Here is a 25,304-nt window from a genome sequence, read left to right as displayed (position 1 = left end):
ATCCTGTTCATGGACCGCAACCACATCGCCCCGGCTCACCGCCGATGGGGCGCCGATATCGCGGACGCGGTCCGCTCTGGGGACCCTGCCGCAGTCGGTTACCTGGTGGGGTGGCATTTCCTCCGGTGGTTGCCGACCCCGGTGGCGCGGGTGCTGTTCAACATTGGTGCGGATCTCACCTCGGACCGAGGTCGCGGCATGGATCAGCTCCGGGCCAATCTAAGTCGGGTTGTCGGGGCCGAGAACGTGACTCGCGACCTCGTCCGGGCCTCGGTCCGTTCGTACGCCCGGTACTGGTTGGAGGCCTTCCGGCTGCCCGTCCTCGCAAAGGATGACGATCTCCTCGGGAAGCTCGCGCCGAATGTGATCGGGCTGCCCACCCTTGACGCCGCTGTCGCCTCGGACCGGGGACTGATCCTCGTGCTCCCGCACACGGGTAACTGGGACATGGCTGGAGTGCTGATGGTTCAGCGATACGGGAGCTTCACGACCGTCGCGGAGCGGCTGCAACCCGAGGTCCTCTACGACGCTTTCGTCCGTTTCCGGACCGGACTCGGATTCGAAGTGCTTCCGCTGACGGGTGGTCCCGCCTCGTTCCCGATCCTCCGGGAGCGGCTGGAATCAGGGGGAACCGTGTGTCTGATGGGGGAACGGGACCTCAAACACACTGGCGTCACGGTCGACTTCTTCGGCGAACCCACACGGATGCCGAGTGGCGCGGTCCGGCTCGCGCAGGAGACTGGTGCCGCCCTGCATGTCGCCCACAGCTACTTCACCCAGGATGGGTGGGGCTTCAGTGTCTCGGATGAGATCAGCGTGGCATGCGACCTCGACGCAGCGGTCCAGAAGATGGCTGACATCTTCGCCGCCAATATCGCGGCCTACCCGACCGATTGGCACATGCTGCAGCCGTTGTGGCTCGCTGATCTTGATGCGGACCGCCTCCGGCGAGGACTGAGCCGGAGCGGAGAGGACCGCGCATGAGGATAGGCGTCGTCTGCCCGTATTCCTTCGACGAACCTGGTGGAGTACAGGCCCACATCATCGATGTCGCGCGACGATTCATCGAGGCGGGCCATCACGTCGAGGTCATCGGACCTTGCTCTGACGAAACGGAAGTCCCGGACTTCGTTGTCCGTGGTGGACCCAGTCTCCCGTTCCGGTACAACGGTTCTGTCGCCCGGCTGTCCTTCGGCCCGTGGGTCGACCGCAGGATCCGGAGGTTTATCCGGGAAGGGAACTTCGACGTTCTCCACATCCACGAGCCGAACTCACCGAGTTTCTCGATGGCGGCGCTGCGACTCGCGGAAGGCCCCATCGTCGCGACGTATCACGCCTCATCGAGCGGCTCCCGGCTGCTCCGTCTGGCGCTTCCGGTGCTGCGTCCAATGCTGGAGAAGATCCGCGGCGGTATCGCCGTCTCCGAGATGGCCAGGAGGTGGCAGGTTGAACAACTGGGAGGGGATCCGATCCTCATCCCGAACGGCGTGGATACGGCGTTCTTCGCGGCGGCCCGCGCCGACCATGAACGTGCGGTCGCTGCCGGGTTGTCTGCGGACTGTCCGGACCGCCAGCCCGAGATCGTGTTCCTCGGTCGGATCGACGAGCCCCGGAAGGGCCTGGACATCCTGCTCCGAGCACTTGCGAAGCTGGACCGGGACGTGCATTGCACGGTGATCGGGGGAGGGACCCCGAGGTCGATGGAGTCCGTCAGTTTCGTGGGCCGCGTGAGCGACCAGGAGAAGGCTGCGATACTCGGAGCCGCGGACATCTATGTCGCGCCGAACACCGGTGGCGAGTCCTTCGGAATCGTACTCGTCGAGGCTATGGCCGCCGGTGCCGCTGTCGTCGCCAGTGACCTCGAGGCCTTCGCTGCGGTCTGTGACGCGGAGTCCGAGCAGCCGGCCGGGTTGCTGTTCACCGTCGGCTCCGACGGCGACCTCGCGGAGAAACTCGGACTTCTCCTCGACGATGAGGAACGTCGGCGGAGGCTCATTGAGGCGGGGCGCCGGAGAGCGGAGAAGTACGACTGTCAGGCGGTCGCGGACAAGGTCCTCGAGGTCTATCGGACCGTTGATGATGGTACGGGGGTGCGGGTGTGCTGATCATCTGGGTCGCAGTTGCGGTGGTGGTCACCGTTTTCGTGTGCTGGTGCTACTTCACCGCGCAACGGCTCAACCGGCTCCACATTGGAACCGACGCCGCGTTATCGAGTCTCCAGGCTGCACTGGACAGGCGCGCTGATCTCGTCGGTGTCCTAGCCACGGGTGCGGTCGATGACGCCCGTCGCGCCATCGATGTACCACTGGCGCCCGGGCGATTTACGGAGCGCGCCCAGCTGGAGCACCGGATCAGCTCCCACCTCCGGCAGATAGAGGGCGATCCACCGGAGCTTTTGGAGCGTGCCGTCTTCCGCGTGGACACCTCTTACCGATTTTACAACGACTACGTCACCAGGACCCGGTCGCTGCGGACCCGCCCGCTTGTCCGGCTTCTCCGGTTGGGGGGGACTGCGCCGCTACCGGAGTATTTTGCGCTGTCACTCAACGACGGTGAGAAGTGACCACCGTCCCCGTCGGCGGGCGGACGTGAAACTAAGTCCACCTGTTGTGTGCCTTCCTGGGCTGTCCGTTCTACTATGAGCGGGTACTTTCCAGGACCCACCCCGCATACAGGAGACGGAAAACGCAGTGAGCAACAACGAACCCATCCGAGGCACCGCCAGAGTCAAGCGCGGACTCGCAGAAATGCTCAAGGGCGGCGTGATCATGGACGTCGTCACCCCGGAGCAGGCAAAGATCGCCGAAGACGCCGGAGCCACCGCCGTGATGGCGCTTGAGCGGGTGCCCGCGGACATCCGTGCACAGGGCGGTGTCTCGCGCATGTCGGACCCGGACATGATCGAGGGAATCATTGAGGCCGTGTCCATCCCGGTCATGGCTAAAGCCCGCATCGGCCACTTCGTCGAGGCGCAGGTTCTCCAGTCCCTCGGTGTGGACTTCATCGACGAGTCCGAGGTCCTTACACCCGCGGATTACGCCAATCACATCGACAAGTTCGGGTTCACCGTCCCCTTCGTCTGCGGTGCGACCAACCTTGGTGAGGCACTCCGCCGCATCAACGAAGGTGCGGCGATGATCCGGTCCAAGGGTGAGGCCGGAACCGGCGACGTCTCCAACGCCGTCACCCACATGCGCACCATCCGTGCGGAGATCAAGCGCCTGTCCTCGATGGCCGAAGATGAGCTGTACGTCGCGGCCAAGGAACTCCAGGCACCGTACGAACTCGTCCGCGAGGTCGCGGAGACCGGTACCCTGCCCGTGGTGCTCTTTACCGCGGGTGGTATCGCGACCCCCGCAGACGCGGCGATGATGATGCAGCTCGGCGCCGACGGTGTGTTCGTCGGATCCGGGATCTTCAAGTCGGGGAATCCCGCCGAGCGTGCTCGCGCAATCGTCCAGGCCACCCAGAACTACGAGGATCCGGTGACCATCGCGAAGGTGTCTCGTGGCCTGGGAGAGGCGATGGTCGGTATCAACGTCGACGATATCCCTCAGCCACACCGGCTCGCGCAGCGCGGCTGGTGAGTCTCGCGCGGGGCGGGTGTGACCATCTGCCCCGCACGAGGGCTGTAGGACTACACTGGCAGCATCGAACGTTCATCTTTAGCAGGAGGTTTTCATCCATGGCCAACAGCAGCTACATCTACGCCGCGACAGAAGCTGAGGGCGGTGACCGTATTCTGCTGGGTCAGCATGACGGCAGCGTTCCCCTCGTCTTCAAGATTCTGTTGAGCGCTGACGCTGAGAAGCACACCGAGGCTGACTCGGATGCCGCTTTCCTCTCCGGTGATTTCGCCGGAGGCGTGCAGCGACTGGAACAGTTCATTGATGATCTGGGCCCGGGATCCGGGGCGGGTCTCAACCGGAAGGAGTTCCGGCGTAGCGCCGAGACCGCCCGAATGGTCCTCAATAGCAAGCGCCTCCGGAACTGCCGTTACATCGTCCTCGATTGCAGCCAGGTTCTGGATGGTTCCGGGGTGGACTCGCTGCTGTCCGAGGTCCGGAACATCAACGACACGATAGACTCCGATCCGATCCTCGTCGGTGATAGGGCGTCGAGTCTCTCGGCGCTCCTGCACAACCAGTCACTCGTCACCCCGGATGACGAGGCCGGTGTCCGGAGAGTCTCGGAGATCGGCCTGGCAAGTATCGGCGCCGGAAAGTAGCTTCTCCGCACCCGGACCCGCTGGAACCAACACTGTGTTCCGGTGGGTCCGACCTGTGTCCACTCGTCGCCGGGGCCGACCCGTCGGTCGGATAACACCCGAAAGAAGGAGTTGGGAATTCCCGTGGCCAGAATCAACAGGGTCCTGGATCTGGAACAGATCGATCGGGACATCTTTCGAGGAACCGTCATCGAGTCGACGCTGCTCCGCACATTCGGCGGGCAGGTCGCCGCACAAGCACTCGTGGCCGCGACGCGGACCGTCGACGAGGGTTTCTCGGTGCACTCACTCCACGGCTACTTCATCTCCGCCGGGAAATCGGACCGGCCGACCGTATTCCTCGTCGACCGACTCCGCGACGGCAGGAGCTTCCGCTCCCGTCAGGTCAGAGCTATCCAGGACGGAAAGAACCTCTTCACGATGTCCGCGTCATTCCATCGGTCGGGGGACCACGGCGTTGAACACTCCGATCGGATGCGGGAGGTACCCGACCCCGAGGAGATCGTGATGGACACGTCCGGGATGCGCGAGTCGTTCCGGGCCCTACTCGACGAGTGGAGTGATTTCGACATCAGGGTCGTGGATCCGTCGCAGTACCGGCAGAACCCCTATACGGCCAGCCAACAGGTCGTCTGGCTGCGTTCCCGCACGCCCCTCCCGGATGACGAGACAGCGCACGTGTGCACGCTCGCCTACATGTCGGACATGACGCTCCTTCAGTCCGCTCTCGTCCCTCATGCGGGTGTGGAGGTCCAGGAAGCGTCACTCGATCACGCGATGTGGTTCCTCCGTTCGTTTCGCGCCGATGACTGGTTGCTCTACGACCAGGTCTCGCCGTCCGCCTCCGGAGGCCGGGCGCTGACCCATGGACGGATATTTGACAGATCGGGAAATCTTGTGGCCGTTGTCACCCAGGAGGGCTTGGCGCGTACCTTGAGACCGGGAACTCAGTCCATTCCCATGTCTACACTGGCCCCCAAGGAAAGGACGTCACAGCGGTGATGATCGGGATTCTGGCGTTGCAAGGCGGCGTCAGGGAACATGAACAGGCCCTCGACAGGATCGGCGTCGCCCATCGTCAGGTCCGCAGGGTTGAGCACCTTGACGGGATTGACGGGCTCATTCTTCCGGGTGGAGAGTCCACCACGATGTCTACACTGCTGGAACTCGGTGGTCTTCTCAATCCGGTGCGGAAACTCTTGTTTGATGGACTGCCGGTGTACGGGACCTGCGCGGGGATGATCCTGCTCGCGCAGGAGGTCCTGGATACGCGGGCCGACGCGCACAGCTTCGGTGTCCTCGACGTCACCGTTCGCCGTAACGCATTCGGCAGGCAGGTGGACTCCTTTGAGACAGATCTCGATTTCGCGGGTATCGACGAGCCCGTTCATGCGGTGTTCATCCGGGCTCCGTGGGTGGAGCGGGTCGGCCCAGACGTCGAGATTCTGGCGACGGTCCCGGACGGTCCCGCGGAGGGGGCGGTCGTCGCGGTCCGCTCGGGAAACTCACTTGCGACGTCCTTCCACCCGGAATGCACCGGCGACACGAGGGTGCATGAGTTGTTCAGGGACATGGTCGCCGCGACCGTCTGATCCGCTGGCGAATCGAGGGCGCGGTGGGTCCCGCCCGCGCCCCGCGTATAATCGGGACGCAATCCAACGACGTACTTCAGTGGTGCCGCCGTGTCATCAACGACATCGGAGGGAACGGGCGATTGATCCGCCTCGTCGTCCGTGGTCCGAAGTACCGGACACCGGGCGGGTGGTACCGCACAGAGGAAAGGGTAGACGATGTCCGGCCACTCCAAATGGGCGACCACCAAGCACAAGAAGGCCGCCAACGACGCGAAGCGCGGTAAGGAATTCGCCAAGCTCATCAAGAACATCGAGGTGGCGGCGCGGACCGGTGGCGGTGATCCCTCCGCGAACCCGACCCTCGATGATATGATCAAGAAGGCCAAGAAGGCTTCGGTCCCGAATGACAACATTGAACGTGCCCGTAAGCGCGGATCCGGCGAGGAGGCCGGCGGCGCTGATTGGCAGACGATCATGTACGAGGGTTATGGTCCGAACGGTGTCGCGGTGCTGATCGAGTGCCTGACCGACAACCGGAACCGGGCCGCCACCGAGGTCCGGACCCGCATGACCAAGAACGGTGGTTCCATGGCGGATTCCGGCGCGGTGAGCTATCTGTTCAGCCGGAAGGGTATTGTCACGGTCTCCGCCGAAGGGCGCACCGAGGATGACGTACTCATGGCCGTCCTCGAGGCTGGAGTGGATGCCGAGGAGGTCAACCAGCTCGGTGAACTCTTCGAGATCGTGTCCGCTCCGGGTGACATCCCCGCTGTGAAAGAGGCTCTCGCAGCCGCCGACATCCCTGTCGAAGATTCGGACAGTGACTTCCGGGCATCCCTCGAGGTCCCGCTGGAGACCGCTGACGCTCGCCGCATCTTCAAACTGATCGACGGTCTCGAGGATTCCGACGACGTCCAGAACGTCTACACGAACATGGCCCTCTCCGATGAGGTCCTTGCGGAACTCGAAGAGGACTGAGCCAACCACCCACCGGCCGTCGGGGATTGATCCGGATTAGAAAATCTGTGCTAATCTGGGACGGTGTCCGACGGCTTTCCAGTGTGGAATCCCCGTTCGGTGGTCGTCGGCCAGTCCCAGCTGACGGTACCGGACCGTCACTTTTTCCAACTTGTCCCGGGACTTTTCGGCGGAAGGATCGGTGCCGCGGGTGAATCTCGAGGGGCTGCGGGTCATGGGTATCGATCCCGGGTTAACGCGCTGTGGGCTCTCCGTCGTTCAGGCGGGGCGGGGACGTGCGGTGCTGCCCGTCGCTGTGGGGGTCGTCCGTACGCCCTCCGGTGATGACCTCGCGCTGCGGCTCCTCAGATTGTCGTGTGCGGTTCGCGAATGGATGGACGAATACCGTCCCGACGTCGTGGCCATCGAGCGGGTCTTCGAGCGTGGCAACGTCTCGACCGTCATGCACACCGCCCATGCCGTTGGTGTGCTGGTGCTTGCGGCCGCGGAACGTGAGGTTCCCGTTCACATGTACACCCCCAGTGAGGTCAAGAAGGCGGTGTCCGGTAACGGTCGCGCGGACAAGCGGCAGATGACCACGATGATCACGCGCATCCTTGGATTGTCGGAACCCCCAAAACCTGCCGATGCCGCGGACGCACTTGCGCTCGCCGTCTGCCACTGCTGGCGTGCCCCCATGATCTTCCGTCAACGGAGCGGGCTCATCGACGGTGTCCGGTCGACCGCTACCCGCCCGACACCGGCACCGCACAACAAGGACAGGAGTCTTCCCTCATGATCGCCTCACTGCACGGAGACGTCATCGACATCGGGCTCAACACGGCGGTCATCGAATGCACCGGCGTCGGTTACACCTTCACTGCTACACCTCAGACGCTCGCGACACTCCGGCGGGGTGAATCCGCTCGCGTACTCACCACACTGGTCGTCCGCGAGGACGCGATGAATCTCTACGGGTTCACGGATGTATCCAGTCGGGAGATGTTCGCGCTCCTGCAGAGCGTCTCGGGACTCGGCCCGCGGCTCGCACTCGCCGCGCAGTCCGTGTTCTCACCCGCTGAGCTGGCCACTGCTATCGCCGGGGGAGACGCGAAGAGCCTGCAGCGGATCCCCGGGGTCGGAAAACGGATGGCGGAGCGGATGATCGTTGACCTCAGGGACAAAGTTGGGCCTTATTCTTCCGACCCCACCCCGGAGTCCCCGATGGTGTCCGTGAATTCCGTGGTTCCGGAGCAGGTTATTGAAGCGTTGGTCGGCCTCGGTTTCCCCGAGCGTACTGCGGGGGCTACCGTGGCGGCCGTGGCGGAGGAGAATCCCGGCCTCGACACGGCCGGCGCGCTCCGTGCGGCCCTGGCCCGGCTCGGTCGCGGCTGATGAGAGGTCCTGCAACACCTGGCGGGCAGAATGCCGCCGGGGGATTGCCAGGGGATTAGGGTGAGTCCCATGTCCGACATCGAGAAAACGGAGTTCCAGCTTCCGGACGGCACACGTCCCGGTCAGGGTCGGCCTGCTGATGCTCCGGTCACCCCGAACCGGCAACTTGCGGACGGGGACGTCGAAACCACACTCAGGCCGAGGTCACTCGACGAGTTCATCGGCCAGCCGAAGGTCAGGAACCAGCTCGACCTCGTCTTGACCGGGGCCCGGAATCGGGGGGTCGCGCCCGACCACGTTCTGCTGTCCGGTCCGCCAGGACTCGGTAAGACGACGATGGCGATGATCATTGCGCAGGAGTTGGGCAGCTCCCTCCGGATGACCTCCGGTCCAGCGCTCGAACGGGCCGGTGACCTCGCAGCCATGCTATCCAACCTGATGGACGGAGACGTCCTCTTCATCGACGAGATCCACCGTATGGCCCGCCCCGCCGAGGAGATGCTCTACATGGCGATGGAGGATTTCCGGATCGACGTCATCGTCGGTAAAGGCCCGGGAGCCACCTCGATCCCGCTTGAACTCGCGCCGTTCACTCTCGTGGCGGCGACCACCCGGTCGGGAATGCTGACCGGTCCGTTGCGGGACCGGTTCGGATTCACCGCACAGATGGAGTTCTACGACACCGCGGACCTGACCCGGGTCGTGACCCGCGCGGCGCGGATCCTCGGGGTCACCGTTGACGCGGACGCCGCCGCGGAGATCGCCTCCCGCTCGCGCGGCACCCCCCGGATCGCGAACCGTCTCCTCCGCCGAGTCCGGGACTTCGCTGAGGTTCACGGCGACGGACACATAGATATCGGGTCGGCCCGGGCCGCGCTCGTCGTCTTCGATGTCGACTCCATGGGGTTGGACCGAATCGATCGGGCCGTCCTGGACGCACTCATCCGCGGACACGGGGGAGGCCCCGTCGGATTGAATACGCTCGCCGTCGCGGTCGGTGAGGAACCGGCGACGATCGAGGAGGTGTGCGAACCCTATCTCGTCCGTGCGGGCATGATCGCCCGCACGGGCCGGGGCCGGGTGGCTACCGTCGCCGCGTGGCGGCACCTCGGTCTCACGCCACCCGAGGGAACGCCCGGAGTGGAGCCCGGCTCGCTGACGGGATAGCCCACCGGGACGAGTCCCGGTGGGCCAGGGACATGGGGTGCAGGGAGGTCTCTGGCATAGTGGGATCCATGGAACTTCTCTTATTAGCCGCTATCGCCGCTGTATTCATCATCCCCACCACCATCCAGGCCCGCCGCCAGCGCCGCCGCATGGAGGAGATCCAGGCACTGCAGGATTCTCTGCGCGCTGGCGACCGGGTCGTGACCACCTCGGGTGTCCACGGTGTCGTCCGCGGGATGTCTGATGAGCTCGTCGATCTCGAGATCGCCGTCGGTGTCACCATGACCTGGGAACGAAGTGCCATCATCCGGAAGGTCGATTCTGCCACGGCTACTCGTCAAACCGGTGACGAGCGATTCTGGGAGGACGATGACGTCCTATCCGGGGACGACGCTCAGGAGCCTGCCGGTGAGTCCGCACAGTCCGACCCCGGCATGGACACGGGAACTGACGTGGCCATCGAGCGGGACCCCGACGGAACCGACACCCGGAAGTGACCCTGGGCACAGATATGTGGTGTGGCTGACCTTATCCGGGGCCGTTACGGTGCACTTACTCGTCTTCGGCCCCGTTAGCCACGTATCCGGTGGCGGGGTGTAGCCGTCCAGCTGCCCCCGATGCCGTACTATAACCGTGACACCGGGCTCTTTCCTGTGCGCCATCGTGCGGGAAGGAGCCTACCGGGGTCGGAGTGGTGTTTTCGCTACGGTGATGCGCCCTCCTCTCACCCCGGAACATTGAACAGACACATATTCACAGTTGAACGTCGCTTTCCGTGGAAACGGGGCGGCGGATCAGCTGTGTCAGACCCCCGATCAGCACTCTTCGGCGCCAGTCGCCGAAACGCGGTACTTCCGCAGGGTCGCTGAGACACAAGGAGACACTCCATTGGCTTCGCAATCTGGGCGCAGACGCGTCGGGCAGAAGAACTGGCCGGTGATCGCGCTCGCCCTTTATCTGGTGATCCTTATCTTCGTCTACTCTCTGGTCCTGTTGACCGGTGATCATTCGGCGAAGCCCAAGCTCGGCATCGATCTCCAGGGCGGTACCAGGGTGACCCTGGTACCCCAGGGTGAAGAACCGACAAAGGACCAGCTCGACCAGGCCCGCAACATCCTCCAGAACCGGGTCAACGGCATGGGCGTCTCCGGCGCGGAAGTCGTGACAGACGGAAACACTCTCGTCATCACGGTCCCGGGTGAGGACACCTCGCAGGCCCGCGCCCTGGGACAGACCTCACAGCTGTTGTTCCGTCCCGTGGCGGAACCGGGCCAGCCTGATCCGGAGAAACTCCTCACCGAGCAGACGGATATGGCGGAACGTTGGGTCTCTCTCGGTGTGATCTCGCCGGATCAGGCGCAGACAGCGGTCAATGAACTGACCGAACAACTCAACCTGAACGCGGAGCAGCAAGCCAAGGCCATCGCAGACATGCAGGCACAGGCCGAGGGCGAGGAAGTGGGGGGAGACGGGGCAGCCACCGATGCCGTGAAGCCCGAACTCGACGTCGACAAGATTGAAGCTCCGACGGTCACCGCCCAGGTGCCCGAGGCGCCCGCCAACTCCATCGAGGCGGCGGAACGGCGTGCCCAGGTGACCTCCATGCTCCGTGAGGACAGACAGTCGGAGGACCCGACGACGCAGCTCGCTGCCGCGTCTCTCCTGGTGTGCAACGAGGAACTCGATCCAATCGCCGGAACGGATGATCCAGCGAAGCCGCTCGTCGCCTGCGACGTCGAGAACGGTGCGAAGTACATACTCGGTCCGTCACCCCTGCTCGTCGGAGAGACCGACCCGGTCGACGGACTACGTCTGAGCGGAAACGAGATCGACACCAACCGCCCCATCAACGGTGGCCTGAACTCCCAGACCGGGCAGATGGAGATCAACTTCTCCTTCAAATCCGGTCCCGGTGAGCAGGGTGGTGCAACGTGGGCATCTCTCACTCAGGAATACCTCAAGCGACAGGTCGCCATCACCCTCGACTCCGAGGTCATCTCCGCGCCGGTGATCCAGTCGCCGACCCCGGTCGGTTCTGGAACGTCAATCACCGGATCCTTCACCCAGCAGGAGGCCATGGAACTCGCCAGCAACCTCCGCTATGGAGCGCTCCCGCTGTCTTTCGCCGGAGAGAACGGTGAACGCGGTGGTACCGCCACCACCATCCCGGCAACACTCGGTTTCGCCTCTCTGAAGGCCGGCCTCATCGCCGGCATCATCGGGCTGATCCTGGTGAGTATCTTCTGTCTCGCCTACTACCGGGCCTTCGGATTCCTCACCGTGTTCACGCTGTTCGCTGCAGGCTCACTCATTTACGGTTCCCTCGTGCTCCTCGGCCGGTGGATCGGCTACTCCCTCGATCTTGCGGGTGTCGCTGGCCTGATCATCGGCATCGGTACCACGGCGGACTCCTTCGTGGTGTTCTACGAGAGGATCAAGGACGAAGTCCGGGAAGGCAGAACGTTCCGTTCTGCGGTTCCCCGGGCGTGGGAACGTGCGAAGCACACCATCCTCTCCGGTAACTTCGTGTCCCTCATCGCTGCGGTCGTGCTCTATGTCCTGGCCGTCGGCGATGTTAAGGGCTTCGCCTTCACACTCGGTCTCACCACGGTGTTCGACCTCCTGGTCATCTTCCTGGTCACCTCGCCGCTTGTCATCCTCGCTTCACGCAAGCCCGCGTTCGCCAACCCGAAGGTCAACGGACTAGCCGGCGTGATGAAGGTCGCAGGCGAACGGCGTAGCCGGGGTGAATGGCTGGCAGGCGATCACGCGGACAACGCTCTCGACGGAGAAACCGACGCACAGACCATCGCACGCCTCACGGACGAGCGGGGAGACACATCCGGTTCGAGCCCGGTCGCCCCATCAAAGCCCGGTGTCGAGTCCGGCGAGAACGAGGAGAAGTAAACCATGAGCTCTTCCATCTTCAGACGTCTCTACACCGGTGAAGGTGGCGTCGACTTCGTCGGACGCCGCCAGGTGTGGTATTCGATCACGGGCGTCGTCCTCGTGATCTGCTTTCTCGGTATCGTCATCCGTGGTTTTACCCTCGGCATTGACTTCGAGGGCGGGACCAAGATGAACATGCCCGCGGAGGGTATCTCCACGGAGGCTGCGGCCGAGGTGTTCACCGACGCGACCGGTGTTACCCCGCAGAAAGTCCAGGTAGTCGGTGCCGGAGACTCCCGGATCCTCGAGATCAACTCCGAACGCCTCAACGAGCAGCAGATCGGCGAAGCCCGAGAGCAACTATTCGACACCTTCCAACCGGTTGACGCGACCGGGGAACCGAACCCTGATGTCGTCGGTGATTCCACGGTGTCCGAGTCGTGGGGATCCACCATCACCAACCGGATGCTGCTGTCCCTCGGTGTCTTCCTGGTGCTGATCTTCGGTTACATCACCGTCCGTTTCGAAAGGGACATGGCGATCGCGGCCATGGGTGGACTGTTCGTCGATGGCGTCGTCGTCGCGGGCATCTACGCCCTGATCGGTTTCGAGGTCACCCCGGCCACCGTCATCGGTCTTCTGACCGTCCTGGCGTTCTCCCTCTACGACACCGTCGTCGTCTTCGACAAGGTCAAGGAGAACACTGCGGGATTCCTCAACACGACCCGGCGTACCTACGCCGAACAGGCCAACCTCGCCGTTAACCAGACGGTCATGCGCTCGATCGCCACCACCGTGATCTCTGCGCTGCCGATCGCGGCGCTCATGGTCGTGGCAGTCTGGCTAATGGGTGTCGGTACCCTGAAGGACCTTGCTCTCGTCCAGTTCATCGGTGTCATCGAGGGAACTTTCTCCTCCGTGTTCCTCGCCACGCCGATTCTGGTCACGCTGAAGAACCGGCAGCGCAAGGTTCGTGAACACAATGCCCGCGTTGTCGCCGAACGCGAGGGACGGCAGGCCACGCTCGAGACGTCGACGCCCGAGGGCGACTCGGCTGCACGGCGGACCGTGTCGACACCCGTCGCTCCGGTGAACCCTGGACACGGGTCCAGCGGAGCGAGCTGGCGACCGGGGCAGTAGCCCGAAGTAACTGGACCTATGACCAGTGGATCGGCCGTGCGACGTCTCCTGCGTCGGACGGCCGATTCCCGTTGTGTTGGGGTGACCCGCACGATGAGGAGAACCGGTCCGTCGTTGCATATACTGTGATGAGTTCCACGTGGAGCGATCCCCGGTCTCTCCAGCCGGTGATCAGAGAGCGGGGATGATTCATCGGATGTATCCGACGCGACAGAAATCCCCGACGACCGACAAGGACTTGCCCTCAATGGCCGACGTGCTGCTCCGAAAACCGGGCGCATCCGCCAGGATCCCGCGCCTCTGCGCGACGCTGTGCGGAGTCCTGCTGTTCACCGCCGCGTGCGCCACAACCCCCGGTGGTTCCCAGGATGATCCACCACCACCGGAACCTAAACGCCTCACCCTCGCGACCTCCTCACCACTCGCGACGACGAACGCTGCGGGGCTTCTCGGTGCCTCGACGAGTGCCGACACACTCGCCGGACGCCTGTACCCGCCCGCATTCGTGCACGGCCCGTCCGGGCAGCAGATCCCGAATCGAGACTTGGTTACGGCGCAGACCCTGCCCGGAGCGGAACCCCGGGTGGTCTACACGATCAATCCGGCAGCCACATACTCCGACGGAGCCCCGGTCACCTGCACGGACTTCCTGCTCTCCTACAAGGCGGGAACTCTGCCCGGACTGTTCGAGGCGTTTCTGCCACTCACAGCGCAGGTAAAGAATCTCGAGTGCACCGCCGGTTCGAGAGAATTCACCGTCATCTTCAACGAGGGAACCGGGGCCAGATGGCGGCACCTCTTCGGGCCGGGTACCGTCCTGCCTGCACATGCCATAGCGGCAAAAGTCGGCCTGACGGAGGAGGCGCTCGTCACCGCGCTCGCCACGGATGATGTCGAGACGCTCCGTCCGGTCGCGGAGGTGTGGAACACCGGGTTCGATCTCGACAACTTCGATCCCGACCTTCAGGTGTCGTCCGGCCCGTTCACCATCGACCGCGTCGACGGGGACGGCACGGTGCTACTGCGCCGCAATGAACTGTTCAACGGGGATCGCGCGGAGGCGGAATCTGTGCGCGTCTGGCCCCGTGGAATCGACGTCTCGGGCCGTAGAGATGAGGCCTCCACCATCCTGGCAGATTTCACCGGCGGTACCCCGGTGGACTGGGTACAGCGGGACGAACCGGGCAACACCACACAGGTCGAGTACGCGACCGGTGTCCGGATCGAACAGCTTGTGCTGGGCGACGGCGGTGTGCTGTCGACGCCGGAGAACCGCGCGGCATTCGCCGCGTGCATCGATCAGTCCGCGGTCGCCGCCGCATCATCGGAGATCGCGGGTCATCCAGTTCCACCGATGGGCGTGCGTCTTTCCCCCGCAGACAGCCCAGCCACCGATTACGACCGGCCGGTGTCGGATGCGCACCTCGGTGTCAACATCCCGAAGGCGCAGCTACTGGCGGGAACGACGATCAGGATCGGCTATCTCGGTCCGGACCCCAGGTTCAGATCCATGGTGGAGGCGATCCGGATGTCTTGTGAACCGGCAGGTATAGCGGTCATTGATGCGAGTGCGGATGGTCGCACCTTACGGGATCTCGTGACCTCTTCCTTCGACGAATGGTGGAATCCCCGAGTCACCGAGGGAAATCTCGATGCGCTGCTGGTGGCGCTCGGACCCGAGGGGGAGTACGGGTCGATCAATGTGACCAGTGACGATCTCAAGGGATTCCGTGCGGCGGAGGAACGTCTCTGGCAGGACGTTCCTACGGTGCCGTTGGCTGCGGAACCCCGCACGTTTGTGGTGGACCGAAACGTGGGTAACGTTGTGGTGAATACCGGTAATTCCGGAATCGGGTGGAACATGGACCGGTGGCAGGAGAGTGAAGGACAATGACCTACGACAATGCCCGTGATGCACTCGCGGTGAAGATCCGATATGTGCAGGACTTTCCGGAAGAAGGCATCCTCTTCGAGGATCTCACCCCGGTACTCGCGGATGCGGAGGCGTTCCAGTTGGTCGTCGACGAACTCGCCGATGCCGCCGAGCGCTTCGGTGCGCAATTGATCGGTGGGCTCGACGCCCGGGGGTTCCTCCTTGGATCCGCGGTCGCCTATCGCCTGGGGCTCGGGATCCTCGCGATTCGGAAACAGGGGAAGCTACCGCCACCCGTGCACACGGAGGAATACCAGCTGGAGTACGGCACGGCGGCACTCGAGATTCCGGCCGGAACGGGTACGGACCTCAATGGGACCCGGGTAGTTCTCGTCGATGACGTCCTGGCTACCGGCGGCACCCTCGTCGCCGCCAGGAAGCTGCTGGAGAGCTGTGGTGCAATGGTCGCCGGCCACGCGGTCGTGTTGGAGGTCGCAGGGCTGGGGGGCCGCGGGCGGCTCGGGGACAGCCCACTCGTCGTGGTCAATGAGCCGGTTGACGGTGACCACCGATGAATCAGGGGCGTAACAGCAGGCAGCAGGTCAACATGCGGAGTATGTCGGCCCGGCTTGCGCGGAGTCTCACGGGCACCCGGACGAAGGTTGACCCGGTCTTAGACCCGTTGGTGAGCATCCACCGGAAGATCCACCCCAAGGCGAACATCGATGTCCTGCAGCACGCGTACCGAACCGCTGAGCGGCTCCATGACGGTGTGTACCGCAAGTCAGGGGACCCGTACATCACGCACCCGCTCGCGGTTGCGACGATCGCCGCCGAGATCGGCATGGATACCACCACCCTCGTCGCCGCACTCCTGCACGACACTGTCGAGGACACGGATTACAGTCTGGAGGACCTCACCGCCGAGTTCGGCGAGGAGGTCGCGCGCCTCGTGGATGGAGTGACCAAGCTCGACAAGGTCGCCCTGGGGGCCGCCGCCGAAGCGGAGACCATCCGGAAGATGATCGTCGCCATGAGCCAGGACCCCAGGGTCCTCGTGATCAAGGTCGCTGACCGCCTGCACAACATGCGGACGATGCGTTTCCTGCCGCCGGAAAAGCAGGCGAAGAAAGCCAGGCAGACACTCGAGGTCATCGCCCCGCTGGCGCATCGCCTCGGCATGGCGACCATCAAATGGGAACTCGAGGATCTTTCCTTCGCGATCCTCTATCCCAAGAAATACGACGAGATAGTCCGGCTCGTGGCCGACCGGGCGCCGTCCCGCGACCGCTACCTCGCGGAGATCATTGCCGATGTCCAATCGACGATGCAGGAGAACTCGATCACAGCGAGCGTGATGGGACGGCCGAAACACTACTGGTCGATTTACCAGAAGATGATCGTCCGGGGTCGAGACTTCGACGAGATCTTTGATCTCGTCGGGATCCGGATCCTCGTCGACAACCTCAACGACTGTTACGCCGCGATCGGCGCCGTGCACTCGCTCTACTCGGCACTGCCAGGCCGTTTTAAAGACTACATCTCCGCGCCCCGTTTCGGCGTCTACCAGTCGCTCCACACCACCGTGATGGGGCCGGGGGGCAAGGCTCTCGAGGTACAGGTACGCACCCACGAGATGCACTACAACGCTGAGTTCGGGATCGCCGCGCACTGGAGATACAAGGAAACCAAGGGATCTCACTCGGGGGAGCAGTCCGAGGTAGACCAGATGGCGTGGATGCGCCAGCTGCTGGACTGGCAGAAGGAAGCCGCGGATCCCAATGAGTTCCTGGACTCGCTGCGCTACGACCTCCAGGCGACGCAGATCTTCGTGTTCACCCCCAAAGGCGACGTGGTGAATCTACCGGTCGACGCCACGCCGGTCGACTTCGCCTACGCCGTGCACACGGAGGTCGGCCACCGCTGCATCGGAGCGAAGGTCAATGGGAAACTCGTCGCGCTTGAATCTAGGTTGAAGTCCGGCGATCGTGTCGAGGTCTTCACCTCCAAGGACCCCGGTGCCGGACCGAGTGCGGACTGGCAGAAGTTCGTCGTCTCACCCCGAGCGAAAGCTAAGATCCGGCAGTGGTTCGCCAAGGAGCGTCGGGAGGAATCGCTCGAATTCGGCCGCGACGCACTCGCCACAGAGGTCCAGCGGGGTGGGCTCCCCATGCACCGGCTGTTCACCGCACAATCGATGAAGACTGTCGCGACGGAATTGCATTATCCTGACGTCGACGCGCTCTACACCGCGATCGGTGCTGGTGCGGTCTCGGCCAAGCACGTGGCCTCGCGGCTCATGGCGAACTTCGGTTCCACGGATGAGGCGGAGGATGCGCTTGCCGCCCGGACACCGTTCAGTGAGCTCGTCAGCTCGCGGACCAAGGCAACCGGGGACGGCACCGGGATTCTTGTCGAGGGGAGTCCTGATGTCATGGCGAAGGTGTCCAAGTGCTGCAGCCCGGTCCCAGGGGACGCGATCTTCGGTTTCGTCACCCGAGGCGGCGGCGTGAGTGTACATCGCACCGACTGCACCAACTCGGCGAAGCTCCATGAGGAACCGGAGCGCCTCATTGCCGTGTCCTGGGCGTCGGAGGAATCCGGAAGCGTGTTCGCCGCGACTCTGCAACTTGAGGCACTCGACCGGAGCGGACTGTTGTTTGAGCTCACCCGGGTCATCAACGAGCAGCGGGTGACGGTCACCGCGATGAACTCGTACTCAGCGGAGGATCACGTCGCGGTCTGTCGCTTCACCTTCGAGGTCTCGGACACCAAACAACTCGGGTCGCTCATGACGCAGCTGAGGAACACCGAGGGAGTGTTCGACGTCTACCGTGTCTCTAGTGCCTGAGTCCCTGGAGCCACGGGGCACCGTAGAAAACAGGAAGGACGCCCGACTCCCGATCAGGGGGTGGGCGTCCTTCCCATGACGAACATCCGGCGGGGTTTAGCGGGGCATATACTTCTTGGCGAGCTCAATGAGCGACGCGGCGGCGGAAATCAGGCTCACGATTCCGACAACGGTCTTGATGAGCTGCATGATCTTCGTGAAGACCATGGCGATCTTCGGCCCGGTGACTTCGTCACCGTCAAGGTTCTGGTAGACGGTCTCATCACTGGAACCGATACCAGAGGACAGGGAATTGTCTGAGGAGCCCCGGAGGGCGTCGGCGATCGGGTCGGAATCCTTCGCCGTTCCGTCGTCCTTCGAATCGGAGTCACCGTTGGTGCCATCAGCCTTGTCGGCGTCGGACGAGCCTGAGTCGGTTTTCCCGGAGATTTGCGAGGACGAGGGAGCATCATCGGCCCACGCCGGAACGGTGAGGGATGACGCTGCGAGAGCGAAAGTGGTGGCGGCGGCGATGGCGGTCGAGCGGGAAAAGAGCTTCATAGTACTAAAGAATCCTCAGGATGGAATGGGTGAACGGTTGCCACGGAAAGTCACGGAAACCCGCCGTGCGTGTTTTGGCCGTGGGTGTTTCGGTTGAGTAACTATCAACACCTGAACTGCACATTACATCATCAACTGTTGTGGAGATGTTACAGAAACACGAAGAAGCGGCCTCCATTGCCGGGAGACCGCTTCGTCGTTATTTCAGGCGCCGACGTTACGCCTTCGGGGCAAGCTTCTGGATGGCGTTGCTGATGGAGTAGATCGCGGTGAACAGGGATGCGATCGTGGTCAGCATCTTGACCCACGAGCCGATCTTCTTCGAGTAGTAGTCGAGCTTGGTGGTCGTCTTCGAATCGCCCTTTTCGTCGATGTAGGTTATCGGATCGCTGGACGAGCCTACGGAGGAACCGTCATTGTTGGAGCTGCCGTCGGTCAGAGTGGAGACGGAGCTGTCCGGAGTGACCGCGTCATCATCGTCGGCGAACGCCGGGGCGGTGAGGGTGGAGGTGGTCAGGGCGACTGTGGTCGCAGCGGCGATGAGAGTCTTGCGGGAGATCAGCTTCATGGGATTCCTTGTCATGGAAGGGGTCGGATACCTGGGGGTAATGATAACCCAAAGACCCGCTGAATGTCCTCCCCGGAACACCGGTGTGTCCCATCACTCCGGATTTCGGGTCGGGGTCAGCCGCGAAGAGGGGCACCCACCGGTTTTCCGTTGGGTGCCCCTCTTTTCTGACGTTCGACCGGAGAACCGGCCGGATTTGTCATACGGCTCAAACTAGCCGGCGATCTTGGTGACCTTCTGGATAGCGTTGCTGATGGCGAAGATCGCAGTAAAGAGCGAGGCCACGGTGGTGAGCATCTTGACCCAGCCGCTGATCTTGGACACGTAGTAGTCGAGCGTCGAGCAAGGCTTCTCCTTGCCGTTCTTCAGACAGGTCTTGGTTTCGCCGGAGGAACCCTCGGAGGATTCGTCAGCGGAGGAGCCCTCGGAGGAGCCCTTGGTGATCTTGTCGACGGAGGAGCCGTCCTCCTTCGGGGTCTCGTCGTTGGCGGCAGCCACGGCGTCAGGCTGTGTCAGGGTCAAGGGCGTGGCCATCGCCGGTGCGGTGAGGCCGGAGGTGGACAGCGCGATGACGGCAGCGGCGGAGACGAGGGACTTGCGGGACAGCAGCTTCATGGATGTTCCTAATTTCATTTCAATGTTGAAAAGCGTTGGGACTGGCTCACAGCGTAACCGCTCATGTGGAGCCTTCACCACATCTAAGTCGACACACACTGTAATTTTATGAAATACATAGGCTAATTTTGGCTATATCAAGTAATGAGGGTTGACTACGGGTGGGGTGAAACGGCGAATTCGGGGGTGTCGGAGTCGGCGCCTTCGCCGTGTCCAGCTCGAGCACCGACCTTCCTCGGGTCCCGACAAATCCTCCGGTTGTTGTTTCCGCCGATCAACACGCCTTACGCTAGCCGAGTTCCGCGGTTGCGATCCGGACCTCGTCGGCGGGGGTTCCGTCGGCGCCGCCGCCGGAAACACCGGCCTCGGCGATCGTGTCGAGAGTGGCGAGGCCCTCGTCGCTGATCGTTCCGAAGTACGTGTACTGCGCGGGAAGGGGCGAATCCTTGTAGTTCAGGAAGAACTGCGACCCGTTGGTGCCGGGGCCGGAGTTGGCCATCGCGATGGAGCCGCGGGGATAGACGACGGGGGCACTCGGGTCATCGACGTCGTCGGTCGGGTACTCGTTCGGGAACACGAAGCCCGGGCCACCGGTACCGGTGCCCGTGGGATCACCGCACTGGAGGACGTGGATGCCCGAGGTGGTCAGCCGGTGGCAGATCGTGTCGTCGTAGTACTTGTAGTAGGCGAGGTGCTCGATCGCGTTCACCGTGCACGGTGACGCGGCCCGATCGAGAGTCAGCGGAATCGGGCCCTTGTTGGTGTTCAGCGTCAGATCGACCGTGCCGGTGGCGGGCACGTCCGTGGTGTGGGTCGGGGGGTCGATCTCGCGTGCCGCAGGTTGACCCGCCGACTCATAGGTGCAGGACACGGTCTCGCCGAGGGCAGTGGAACGGACGCCGTCGAGCATGACAGGCTCCTCGTTCGGTGCCGAGGTCTGCGTCGTCTGCTCCGAGGCATCCAGGGTGGCGTCATCGGAACCGGTCTGGGTGCTCAGGAACCAAATTCCGCCGACGATGAGCGCGATAACCGCCAGAGAGGCGAACGCGACCGTCAGGGGTTTCGTCTTCTCGGAGCGGTCGCGGCTCTTCAGCTCCTGCTCGAGCTTTTTCATCGCTTCGGTTCGGCGGGTTCTGTTACTGGTCAACGTTTTGTCCCCTGGTCAGATCGGGTCGGTCGGCAACCGTTGTCACGGATGTCGGGTGGTGGCGAACTTTTCCCGACCATCCTAGCCCGGGCACTTCACTCGGCCGCACTCACGGGGTTCCGGTGACCGTGTGTGTTTCCAGCCGTTACGATGTCGCCATGGAGATTCTCGGATTCGCCGCAGGCCCGTACCAGACCAACACGTGGTTACTCGTCGATGACACAAGATGTGTCGTCATCGATCCGGGAATGCACGCCGCGCAGCGTGTCCTCGAGATCCTGGACGAACGGGGTCTAACCTTGGAATCCGTCGTCCTCACCCACGGCCACATCGATCACACTCGTGATTCGGGAACCTTGGCGAACCGCTTCGGTGTCCCGGTCTACATTCATCCCGGCGACCGGATGATGCTTGATGATCCGTCTGCGGGTGTGTCCGCGGCGTCGGTTCAGTTGTTCACCGCGGACCGGATGATCCGCCCAACGACGGTCCGGGACCTCACCCATGGGACACGTCTTGGTCTCGTGGGGACGGAGTTCACCATCCGCCATGCTCCGGGTCATTCGCCGGGAAGCACGCTGCTGATCGGTGCGGGAATCTGTTTGTCCGGCGACGTCCTGTTCCGGGGTGCGATCGGGCGCACGGATCTTCCGGCCTCCGACCCGGCTGCTATGGACCGCACCCTCCGCGAGCAGATTCTCGCCCTCGATGACCGACTTCAGGTTCTCCCCGGGCACGGGCCGGTGACGACTATGCGGGCGGAGCGTCGCTCTAATCCGTTCCTCCTCGCCTTGAATCGGGGGTGAGCGCGGTGTCCGGGTGCAGCAAGCGATCCAGTTGACCGACTCATATGCCGAGAACGGCATCCTCTATACTCTGGATCCGTGAGCGAATCCCCGAAATTCCAGCCCTTCTCCGCCCCCAAGGGTGTTCCGGATTATGTGCCGCCGACATCTCCCGAGTTTCTGGCCGTGCGTGAGGCGTTTACCCGGCAGACGCGGCTCGCGGGCTACGAACACATAGAACTTCCGGTGTTCGAGGACACCGGACTGTTCGCCCGGGGGGTCGGGGAGTCCACCGACGTCGTCAGCAAGGAGATGTACACCTTCGAGGATCGCGGTGGGCGCTCCGTGACTCTGCGCCCGGAGGGTACCGCCGGAGTGATGCGCGCCGTGATCGAGCACAACCTCGACCGGGGACAGTTGCCCGTTAAGTTGTCATATGGCGGCCCCTTTTTCCGTTACGAGCGTCCGCAGGCCGGCCGCTACCGTCAGCTGCAGCAGGTCGGTGTCGAGGCGATCGGTGTGGACGACCCGGCACTCGATGCCGAGACTGTCACACTTGCGGACCGCTGCTTCCGCAGCATCGGACTGACCGGGTTCCGGCTCGAGATGACCAGCCTCGGTGACGGGGTCTGCAGGCCTGCCTATCGGCGGAAATTACAGGAGTTTCTCCTCGGTCTGCCCCTCGATGAGGCGACCCGGCAGCGGGCCGAGCTCAATCCGCTCCGCGTCCTGGACGACAAGCGCCCTGAGGTAAAGGAGATGACGGCCGAGGCACCGCTCATGCCTGATCACCTGTGCCCGGACTGCCGTGGGCACTTCGAGACGGTTACGGGCCTCCTGGATGAGATGGGCGTCCCGTACACCCTGGCCCCGAGGCTGGTCCGTGGTCTGGACTATTACACCCGTACATGCTTTGAGTTCGTGCACGACGGCCTCGGTGCGCAGTCCGGCATCGGCGGTGGCGGCAGATACGACGGCCTCATGGCTCAGCTCGGGGGCCAGGAGCTCTCCGGTATCGGGTTCGGGCTCGGCGTTGACCGCGCGCTGCTTGCGCTGCAGGCTGAGAACCTGAGTGTCTCCGATGGTTCCCGCGTCTCGGTGTACGGCGTCGCCCTGGGTGCCGCAGCGCGGCGGAGGATGGCGATCGAGATCGACCGGCTCCGGGTGGCGGGAATCAGCGCCGACATGTCCTTTGGGGACCGCGGACTCAAGGGTGCCATGAAGGGTGCTGACCGGGCCGGTGCACGCTTTGCGCTCGTTCTCGGGGACCGGGAGATCGAGTCCGGGGTCGTTGCTGTCAAGGACCTAGCGGCCCATGAGCAGGTCGATGTATCCCTGTCGGAATTGGTCACGCATCTGCAGAGCCGGCTCAGCGCCTAGCCACCCGGATGCGGTGGTCGTCGGCTACGCGGTGCCTGGGGGATCAGAACTCCACGGCATCGAGTAGCGCGGGGATGTCCGCGGCGACCACGATGAGGAGCGGCAGCTGTTCTCGTTTCCCGTGTTCCGTCACGATCATCGCGTCGGGCAGCTGTCCCCCGGAGTCCCGGGTACCGAGAATCTCCAGCGCCTCGGGGACGGTTGTCGTCCGGGGCACCAGGACCGCACGGTCGTGGGGTTCCGCGAAACGCAGGACGTCCGCCACGGTTGCGGCGTCCAGCTGGCCGTTGTCTGCGAGATCGTGGGCTATCCACCGTGCCACGGAACGCGCAGTGAGCAGTCGGTGGTAGCTGCCGCCGTCGTCGTAGATTGGGAACTGGGAGTAACCCTTCTCACGGATTGCGGAGAGAACATCGTGCACCGGGGTGTCCGGGGAGAACCGGACTATCGGATTCTGTCTGAGGACGCTCACCAGCGTCGGAGCCGCCAGCAGGATGTCCCGCAGCCGGCGTATCTCCTCCACGATGTCGGGCCGAGGATCCGCGATCGGGTTCCCGCTCCGGTACTCACCGTGGCTGATCGCGTTGCGGAGGTCAGCGAAGGCATGGAGGGCATCGGACTGGGATCGCGTCACCTGGTTACGTTTCGCGAGCTGGCGGACCATCCAGGTGAACGAGTCTGATCGACGGGCGTCCAGGGTATCGCGGAGAAAGGCCTCGATCTGGTTGAAGGCGCTGAGGAACTCCGTTGCGGAGGACTCGACGGCGGTCGGCGCGGAGGATGTTCTGCTGGTGATTTCAGAGGCATCAGGCACGACCACCACTGTAGCTGGGGTGCGGTGTCGGCACCGCCGGAGGCGGGGACGGGGCGGTAGAATCGGCCGGACCAACCGCGTCGGAGTCTACCGGCGCGGACCCTGAACCCGGGAGGAGCTTGTCTATGATCGGGAACCGAAGGACCGGAATCGCGGTGGCGCTACTGACCACCGCGTTGCTCACCGCAGGTTGCGGTACGACGGATACCGGTGTGAAGGACGCCCCACCCCCCACCGCATCCACCGCAGCACCCGCGTCTCTCGAGACGAGATCCGATCACGAGAGCCGGGGTTCGGAGGATGCGGCAACCACGGGGGCATCTCAGCCAGAAGTTCCGACAGGCGGGGTGGTCGACTCGGACGCGGCCACCGGTGTGTCCGTAGCTCTGCCCGTTCCCCCGGACCTGGAGGCGAAGCGTTGGGGTGGCGACGACTACGATCCCGAGCTGGCTGCGAAGATGCCCGAGGATCCGTTGTATCCGGGTGAGCGGACCGAGGTGCTCGGTCAGACCGCGGTCATCTGCGCTGCGGGCGGATTCTACGGGATCCACTACATAGCCGCTCCGGATGCCGAGAGCTGCGGGGCCGCCGAGACCGCGATGGCTGAGGCGTTCGCGAATGAGAATGCAATGGGAAATGTGCACTTCGCGGAGCCGCGGACGGTGGATGTCGGTGACGGTCGGGTGGCCCGTTGCGTAGAGAAGGGAAACATCCTGTTCGATTGCCGTGACATGCAGGGGGCTCCCGTGGCCTGGTTCTGGTGACCCGGACGTTCAGTATCTGAGTGGGCGGAGCGTTCCGTGTCTGAGTCCCGAGAGGAAGAGCTCCACGAGGTTCGCGGTGATGTTAGGTTCCAGTGAGAGGACCCCGGGGACCGGAGGGCGGGAGACGGTCAGCAGACCGATGATGAAGGTGTCGTGCTGGATCGATGCCTCCACGAGGCCATGGTTCTTCGCCTCCTCCAGGATCGCGTTGCCGAGCTTCGCGGTGTGCTGCCGGAGATCCATCACATCGGGTGGGAGGAGGGCCAGGTCATCGGGCGCGAACGCGGCGACCAACGAACCGAGCCCCATGTCGACCAGTGAATCCACGTAGTGCAACCACTGGCCTTCCGGATCCTGATCGAAGTTCTCGAGCACTGATTTCTGCAGGTCGATCGCCCGGACGAAGAGCCGGGCACCGCATGCGTGCAGGAGTGACTCTCGGTCGGGGAAATTCCGGTACAACGTCGCGATGCCGACGTCAGCTCGCTCCGCGATAATCTCCAACGGGACGGTCTCCGGTTGGCGGCGGAAGAGCTCACACGCGGTGTCGATGATTCGGTTCCGGCGTTCGAGGGCATCGGCGCGCAACGGATTCTCCAAATGTGGGGGATGGGACG

The 25,304-nt window shown here is 63.6% G+C and carries 26 protein-coding genes; 20 read left to right on the top strand and 6 right to left on the bottom strand.

The features are described from left to right. Positions 1-9: 9 nt before the first annotated feature. The 17 genes from JDV76_RS06370 to JDV76_RS06290 all read left to right on the top strand — a co-directional run bounded on the left by JDV76_RS06370 (position 10) and on the right by JDV76_RS06290 (position 18,074). The gene (locus JDV76_RS06370; RefSeq protein ID WP_198736027.1) at positions 10-984 is read left to right on the top strand and encodes a phosphatidylinositol mannoside acyltransferase; all 975 of its coding nucleotides are present in this window, start codon (positions 10-12) and stop codon (positions 982-984) included. Continuing rightward, a complete protein-coding gene (locus tag JDV76_RS06365) occupies positions 981-2,105 on the top strand; it encodes a glycosyltransferase family 4 protein (RefSeq protein ID WP_198736026.1) in 1,125 nt (374 codons plus the stop codon). Before JDV76_RS06370 ends, JDV76_RS06365 begins: the two co-directional genes overlap by 4 nt. After that, the gene (locus tag JDV76_RS06360) at positions 2,099-2,563 is read left to right on the top strand and encodes a hypothetical protein (RefSeq protein WP_198736025.1); all 465 of its coding nucleotides are present in this window, start codon (positions 2,099-2,101) and stop codon (positions 2,561-2,563) included. Before JDV76_RS06365 ends, JDV76_RS06360 begins: the two co-directional genes overlap by 7 nt. A 127-nt stretch (positions 2,564-2,690) precedes the next feature. Then, on the top strand, positions 2,691-3,587 hold the full coding sequence (gene pdxS, locus JDV76_RS06355; RefSeq protein WP_198736024.1) for a pyridoxal 5'-phosphate synthase lyase subunit PdxS: 897 nt from the start codon (positions 2,691-2,693) through the stop codon (positions 3,585-3,587). A gap of 98 nt (positions 3,588-3,685) precedes the next feature. Beyond that, positions 3,686-4,228, top strand: coding sequence for a DUF7822 domain-containing protein (locus tag JDV76_RS06350; protein WP_198736023.1), 543 nt, complete (start codon positions 3,686-3,688; stop codon positions 4,226-4,228). 123 nt (positions 4,229-4,351) lie between these two features. Beyond that, the gene (locus tag JDV76_RS06345; protein WP_198736022.1) at positions 4,352-5,230 is read left to right on the top strand and encodes an acyl-CoA thioesterase domain-containing protein; all 879 of its coding nucleotides are present in this window, start codon (positions 4,352-4,354) and stop codon (positions 5,228-5,230) included. Continuing rightward, positions 5,230-5,820, top strand: a complete 591-nt coding sequence (gene pdxT, locus JDV76_RS06340; protein WP_198736021.1) for a pyridoxal 5'-phosphate synthase glutaminase subunit PdxT — start codon at positions 5,230-5,232, stop codon at positions 5,818-5,820. The genes JDV76_RS06345 and pdxT overlap by 1 nt, the downstream gene beginning before the upstream one ends. A 198-nt stretch (positions 5,821-6,018) precedes the next feature. After that, the gene (locus JDV76_RS06335) at positions 6,019-6,780 is read left to right on the top strand and encodes a YebC/PmpR family DNA-binding transcriptional regulator (RefSeq protein ID WP_198736020.1); all 762 of its coding nucleotides are present in this window, start codon (positions 6,019-6,021) and stop codon (positions 6,778-6,780) included. A 190-nt stretch (positions 6,781-6,970) separates the two neighbouring features. Beyond that, the gene (ruvC, locus tag JDV76_RS06330; RefSeq protein ID WP_198736438.1) at positions 6,971-7,558 is read left to right on the top strand and encodes a crossover junction endodeoxyribonuclease RuvC; all 588 of its coding nucleotides are present in this window, start codon (positions 6,971-6,973) and stop codon (positions 7,556-7,558) included. Next, on the top strand, positions 7,555-8,154 hold the full coding sequence (gene ruvA, locus JDV76_RS06325) for a Holliday junction branch migration protein RuvA (protein WP_198736019.1): 600 nt from the start codon (positions 7,555-7,557) through the stop codon (positions 8,152-8,154). Before ruvC ends, ruvA begins: the two co-directional genes overlap by 4 nt. Before the next feature lie 69 nt (positions 8,155-8,223). Continuing rightward, positions 8,224-9,321 (top strand): Holliday junction branch migration DNA helicase RuvB, encoded by a 1,098-nt coding sequence (gene ruvB, locus JDV76_RS06320; protein WP_198736018.1) that lies wholly within the window; start codon positions 8,224-8,226, stop codon positions 9,319-9,321. A 68-nt stretch (positions 9,322-9,389) separates the two neighbouring features. Then, positions 9,390-9,818 carry a preprotein translocase subunit YajC gene (gene yajC, locus JDV76_RS06315; RefSeq protein ID WP_198736017.1) on the top strand — a complete coding sequence of 143 codons (429 nt, stop codon included), beginning with the start codon at positions 9,390-9,392 and terminating at the stop codon, positions 9,816-9,818. A 391-nt stretch (positions 9,819-10,209) separates the two neighbouring features. After that, a complete protein-coding gene (secD, locus tag JDV76_RS06310) occupies positions 10,210-12,228 on the top strand; it encodes a protein translocase subunit SecD (protein WP_198736016.1) in 2,019 nt (672 codons plus the stop codon). A gap of 3 nt (positions 12,229-12,231) precedes the next feature. Beyond that, on the top strand, positions 12,232-13,350 hold the full coding sequence (secF, locus tag JDV76_RS06305; RefSeq protein ID WP_198736015.1) for a protein translocase subunit SecF: 1,119 nt from the start codon (positions 12,232-12,234) through the stop codon (positions 13,348-13,350). 247 nt (positions 13,351-13,597) lie between these two features. After that, positions 13,598-15,244, top strand: coding sequence for an ABC transporter substrate-binding protein (locus JDV76_RS06300; RefSeq protein ID WP_198736014.1), 1,647 nt, complete (start codon positions 13,598-13,600; stop codon positions 15,242-15,244). Further along, the gene (locus JDV76_RS06295; protein ID WP_198736013.1) at positions 15,241-15,798 is read left to right on the top strand and encodes an adenine phosphoribosyltransferase; all 558 of its coding nucleotides are present in this window, start codon (positions 15,241-15,243) and stop codon (positions 15,796-15,798) included. Before JDV76_RS06300 ends, JDV76_RS06295 begins: the two co-directional genes overlap by 4 nt. After that, positions 15,795-18,074 carry a RelA/SpoT family protein gene (locus tag JDV76_RS06290; protein ID WP_198736012.1) on the top strand — a complete coding sequence of 760 codons (2,280 nt, stop codon included), beginning with the start codon at positions 15,795-15,797 and terminating at the stop codon, positions 18,072-18,074. The genes JDV76_RS06295 and JDV76_RS06290 overlap by 4 nt, the downstream gene beginning before the upstream one ends. 96 nt (positions 18,075-18,170) lie before the next feature. Here the strand turns inward: JDV76_RS06290 and JDV76_RS06285 are convergent, their stop codons facing one another. The 4 genes from JDV76_RS06285 to JDV76_RS06270 form a co-directional block, all read right to left on the bottom strand. Continuing rightward, positions 18,171-18,614 carry a hypothetical protein gene (locus tag JDV76_RS06285; RefSeq protein WP_198736011.1) on the bottom strand — a complete coding sequence of 148 codons (444 nt, stop codon included), beginning with the start codon at positions 18,612-18,614 and terminating at the stop codon, positions 18,171-18,173. 217 nt (positions 18,615-18,831) lie between these two features. Continuing rightward, entirely contained in the window at positions 18,832-19,182 is a 351-nt protein-coding gene (locus JDV76_RS06280; protein WP_198736010.1) for a hypothetical protein, read from the bottom strand. Positions 19,183-19,395: 213 nt separating this feature from the next. Continuing rightward, positions 19,396-19,797, bottom strand: coding sequence for a hypothetical protein (locus tag JDV76_RS06275; RefSeq protein WP_198736009.1), 402 nt, complete (start codon positions 19,795-19,797; stop codon positions 19,396-19,398). A gap of 289 nt (positions 19,798-20,086) precedes the next feature. Further along, positions 20,087-20,944, bottom strand: coding sequence for a peptidylprolyl isomerase (locus JDV76_RS06270; protein ID WP_198736008.1), 858 nt, complete (start codon positions 20,942-20,944; stop codon positions 20,087-20,089). Between the two features lie 158 nt (positions 20,945-21,102). Here JDV76_RS06270 and JDV76_RS06265 point away from each other — a divergent pair, with 158 nt between their 5' ends. Beyond that, positions 21,103-21,750, top strand: coding sequence for an MBL fold metallo-hydrolase (locus JDV76_RS06265; RefSeq protein ID WP_198736007.1), 648 nt, complete (start codon positions 21,103-21,105; stop codon positions 21,748-21,750). Positions 21,751-21,828: 78 nt separating this feature from the next. Then, positions 21,829-23,109 carry a histidine--tRNA ligase gene (hisS, locus tag JDV76_RS06260; protein WP_198736006.1) on the top strand — a complete coding sequence of 427 codons (1,281 nt, stop codon included), beginning with the start codon at positions 21,829-21,831 and terminating at the stop codon, positions 23,107-23,109. A gap of 43 nt (positions 23,110-23,152) precedes the next feature. On the opposite strand, the gene JDV76_RS06255 is transcribed toward hisS, so the two are convergent. After that, positions 23,153-23,923, bottom strand: coding sequence for a CBS domain-containing protein (locus tag JDV76_RS06255; protein ID WP_248140817.1), 771 nt, complete (start codon positions 23,921-23,923; stop codon positions 23,153-23,155). A 125-nt stretch (positions 23,924-24,048) separates the two neighbouring features. Between JDV76_RS06255 and JDV76_RS06250 the strand changes: the two genes are divergently transcribed. Next, entirely contained in the window at positions 24,049-24,687 is a 639-nt protein-coding gene (locus JDV76_RS06250; protein ID WP_198736005.1) for a hypothetical protein, read from the top strand. Between the two features lie 9 nt (positions 24,688-24,696). Here the strand turns inward: JDV76_RS06250 and JDV76_RS06245 are convergent, their stop codons facing one another. Continuing rightward, complete coding sequence (locus JDV76_RS06245) at positions 24,697-25,275, bottom strand: TetR/AcrR family transcriptional regulator (protein WP_198736004.1); 579 nt, start codon at positions 25,273-25,275, stop codon at positions 24,697-24,699. Between the last annotated feature and the right edge of the window lie 29 nt (positions 25,276-25,304).

Origin of the sequence: Corynebacterium marambiense, assembly GCF_016342275.1 — a bacterium.
GTDB lineage: Bacteria > Actinomycetota > Actinomycetes > Mycobacteriales > Mycobacteriaceae > Corynebacterium > Corynebacterium marambiense.
This window is presented reverse-complemented; position numbering and strand designations above follow the sequence as displayed.

What these genes read in the sequence shown, in the direction of transcription:
- JDV76_RS06265 (WP_198736007.1), top strand. Translation starts at nt 21,103, where the DNA reads ATGGAGATTCTCGGATTCGCCGCAGGCCCGTACCAGACCAACACGTGG.
- ruvB (WP_198736018.1), top strand. Translation starts at nt 8,224, where the DNA reads ATGTCCGACATCGAGAAAACGGAGTTCCAGCTTCCGGACGGCACACGT.
- JDV76_RS06275 (WP_198736009.1), bottom strand. Translation starts at nt 19,797, where the DNA reads ATGAAGCTGCTGTCCCGCAAGTCCCTCGTCTCCGCCGCTGCCGTCATC.
- ruvA (WP_198736019.1), top strand. Translation starts at nt 7,555, where the DNA reads ATGATCGCCTCACTGCACGGAGACGTCATCGACATCGGGCTCAACACG.
- JDV76_RS06300 (WP_198736014.1), top strand. Translation starts at nt 13,598, where the DNA reads ATGGCCGACGTGCTGCTCCGAAAACCGGGCGCATCCGCCAGGATCCCG.
- JDV76_RS06280 (WP_198736010.1), bottom strand. Translation starts at nt 19,182, where the DNA reads ATGAAGCTGATCTCCCGCAAGACTCTCATCGCCGCTGCGACCACAGTC.
- JDV76_RS06335 (WP_198736020.1), top strand. Translation starts at nt 6,019, where the DNA reads ATGTCCGGCCACTCCAAATGGGCGACCACCAAGCACAAGAAGGCCGCC.
- JDV76_RS06290 (WP_198736012.1), top strand. Translation starts at nt 15,795, where the DNA reads ATGAATCAGGGGCGTAACAGCAGGCAGCAGGTCAACATGCGGAGTATG.
- JDV76_RS06250 (WP_198736005.1), top strand. Translation starts at nt 24,049, where the DNA reads ATGATCGGGAACCGAAGGACCGGAATCGCGGTGGCGCTACTGACCACC.
- JDV76_RS06365 (WP_198736026.1), top strand. Translation starts at nt 981, where the DNA reads ATGAGGATAGGCGTCGTCTGCCCGTATTCCTTCGACGAACCTGGTGGA.
- secF (WP_198736015.1), top strand. Translation starts at nt 12,232, where the DNA reads ATGAGCTCTTCCATCTTCAGACGTCTCTACACCGGTGAAGGTGGCGTC.
- JDV76_RS06350 (WP_198736023.1), top strand. Translation starts at nt 3,686, where the DNA reads ATGGCCAACAGCAGCTACATCTACGCCGCGACAGAAGCTGAGGGCGGT.
- pdxT (WP_198736021.1), top strand. Translation starts at nt 5,230, where the DNA reads ATGATCGGGATTCTGGCGTTGCAAGGCGGCGTCAGGGAACATGAACAG.
- JDV76_RS06295 (WP_198736013.1), top strand. Translation starts at nt 15,241, where the DNA reads ATGACCTACGACAATGCCCGTGATGCACTCGCGGTGAAGATCCGATAT.
- JDV76_RS06370 (WP_198736027.1), top strand. Translation starts at nt 10, where the DNA reads ATGGACCGCAACCACATCGCCCCGGCTCACCGCCGATGGGGCGCCGAT.
- yajC (WP_198736017.1), top strand. Translation starts at nt 9,390, where the DNA reads ATGGAACTTCTCTTATTAGCCGCTATCGCCGCTGTATTCATCATCCCC.
- JDV76_RS06285 (WP_198736011.1), bottom strand. Translation starts at nt 18,614, where the DNA reads ATGAAGCTCTTTTCCCGCTCGACCGCCATCGCCGCCGCCACCACTTTC.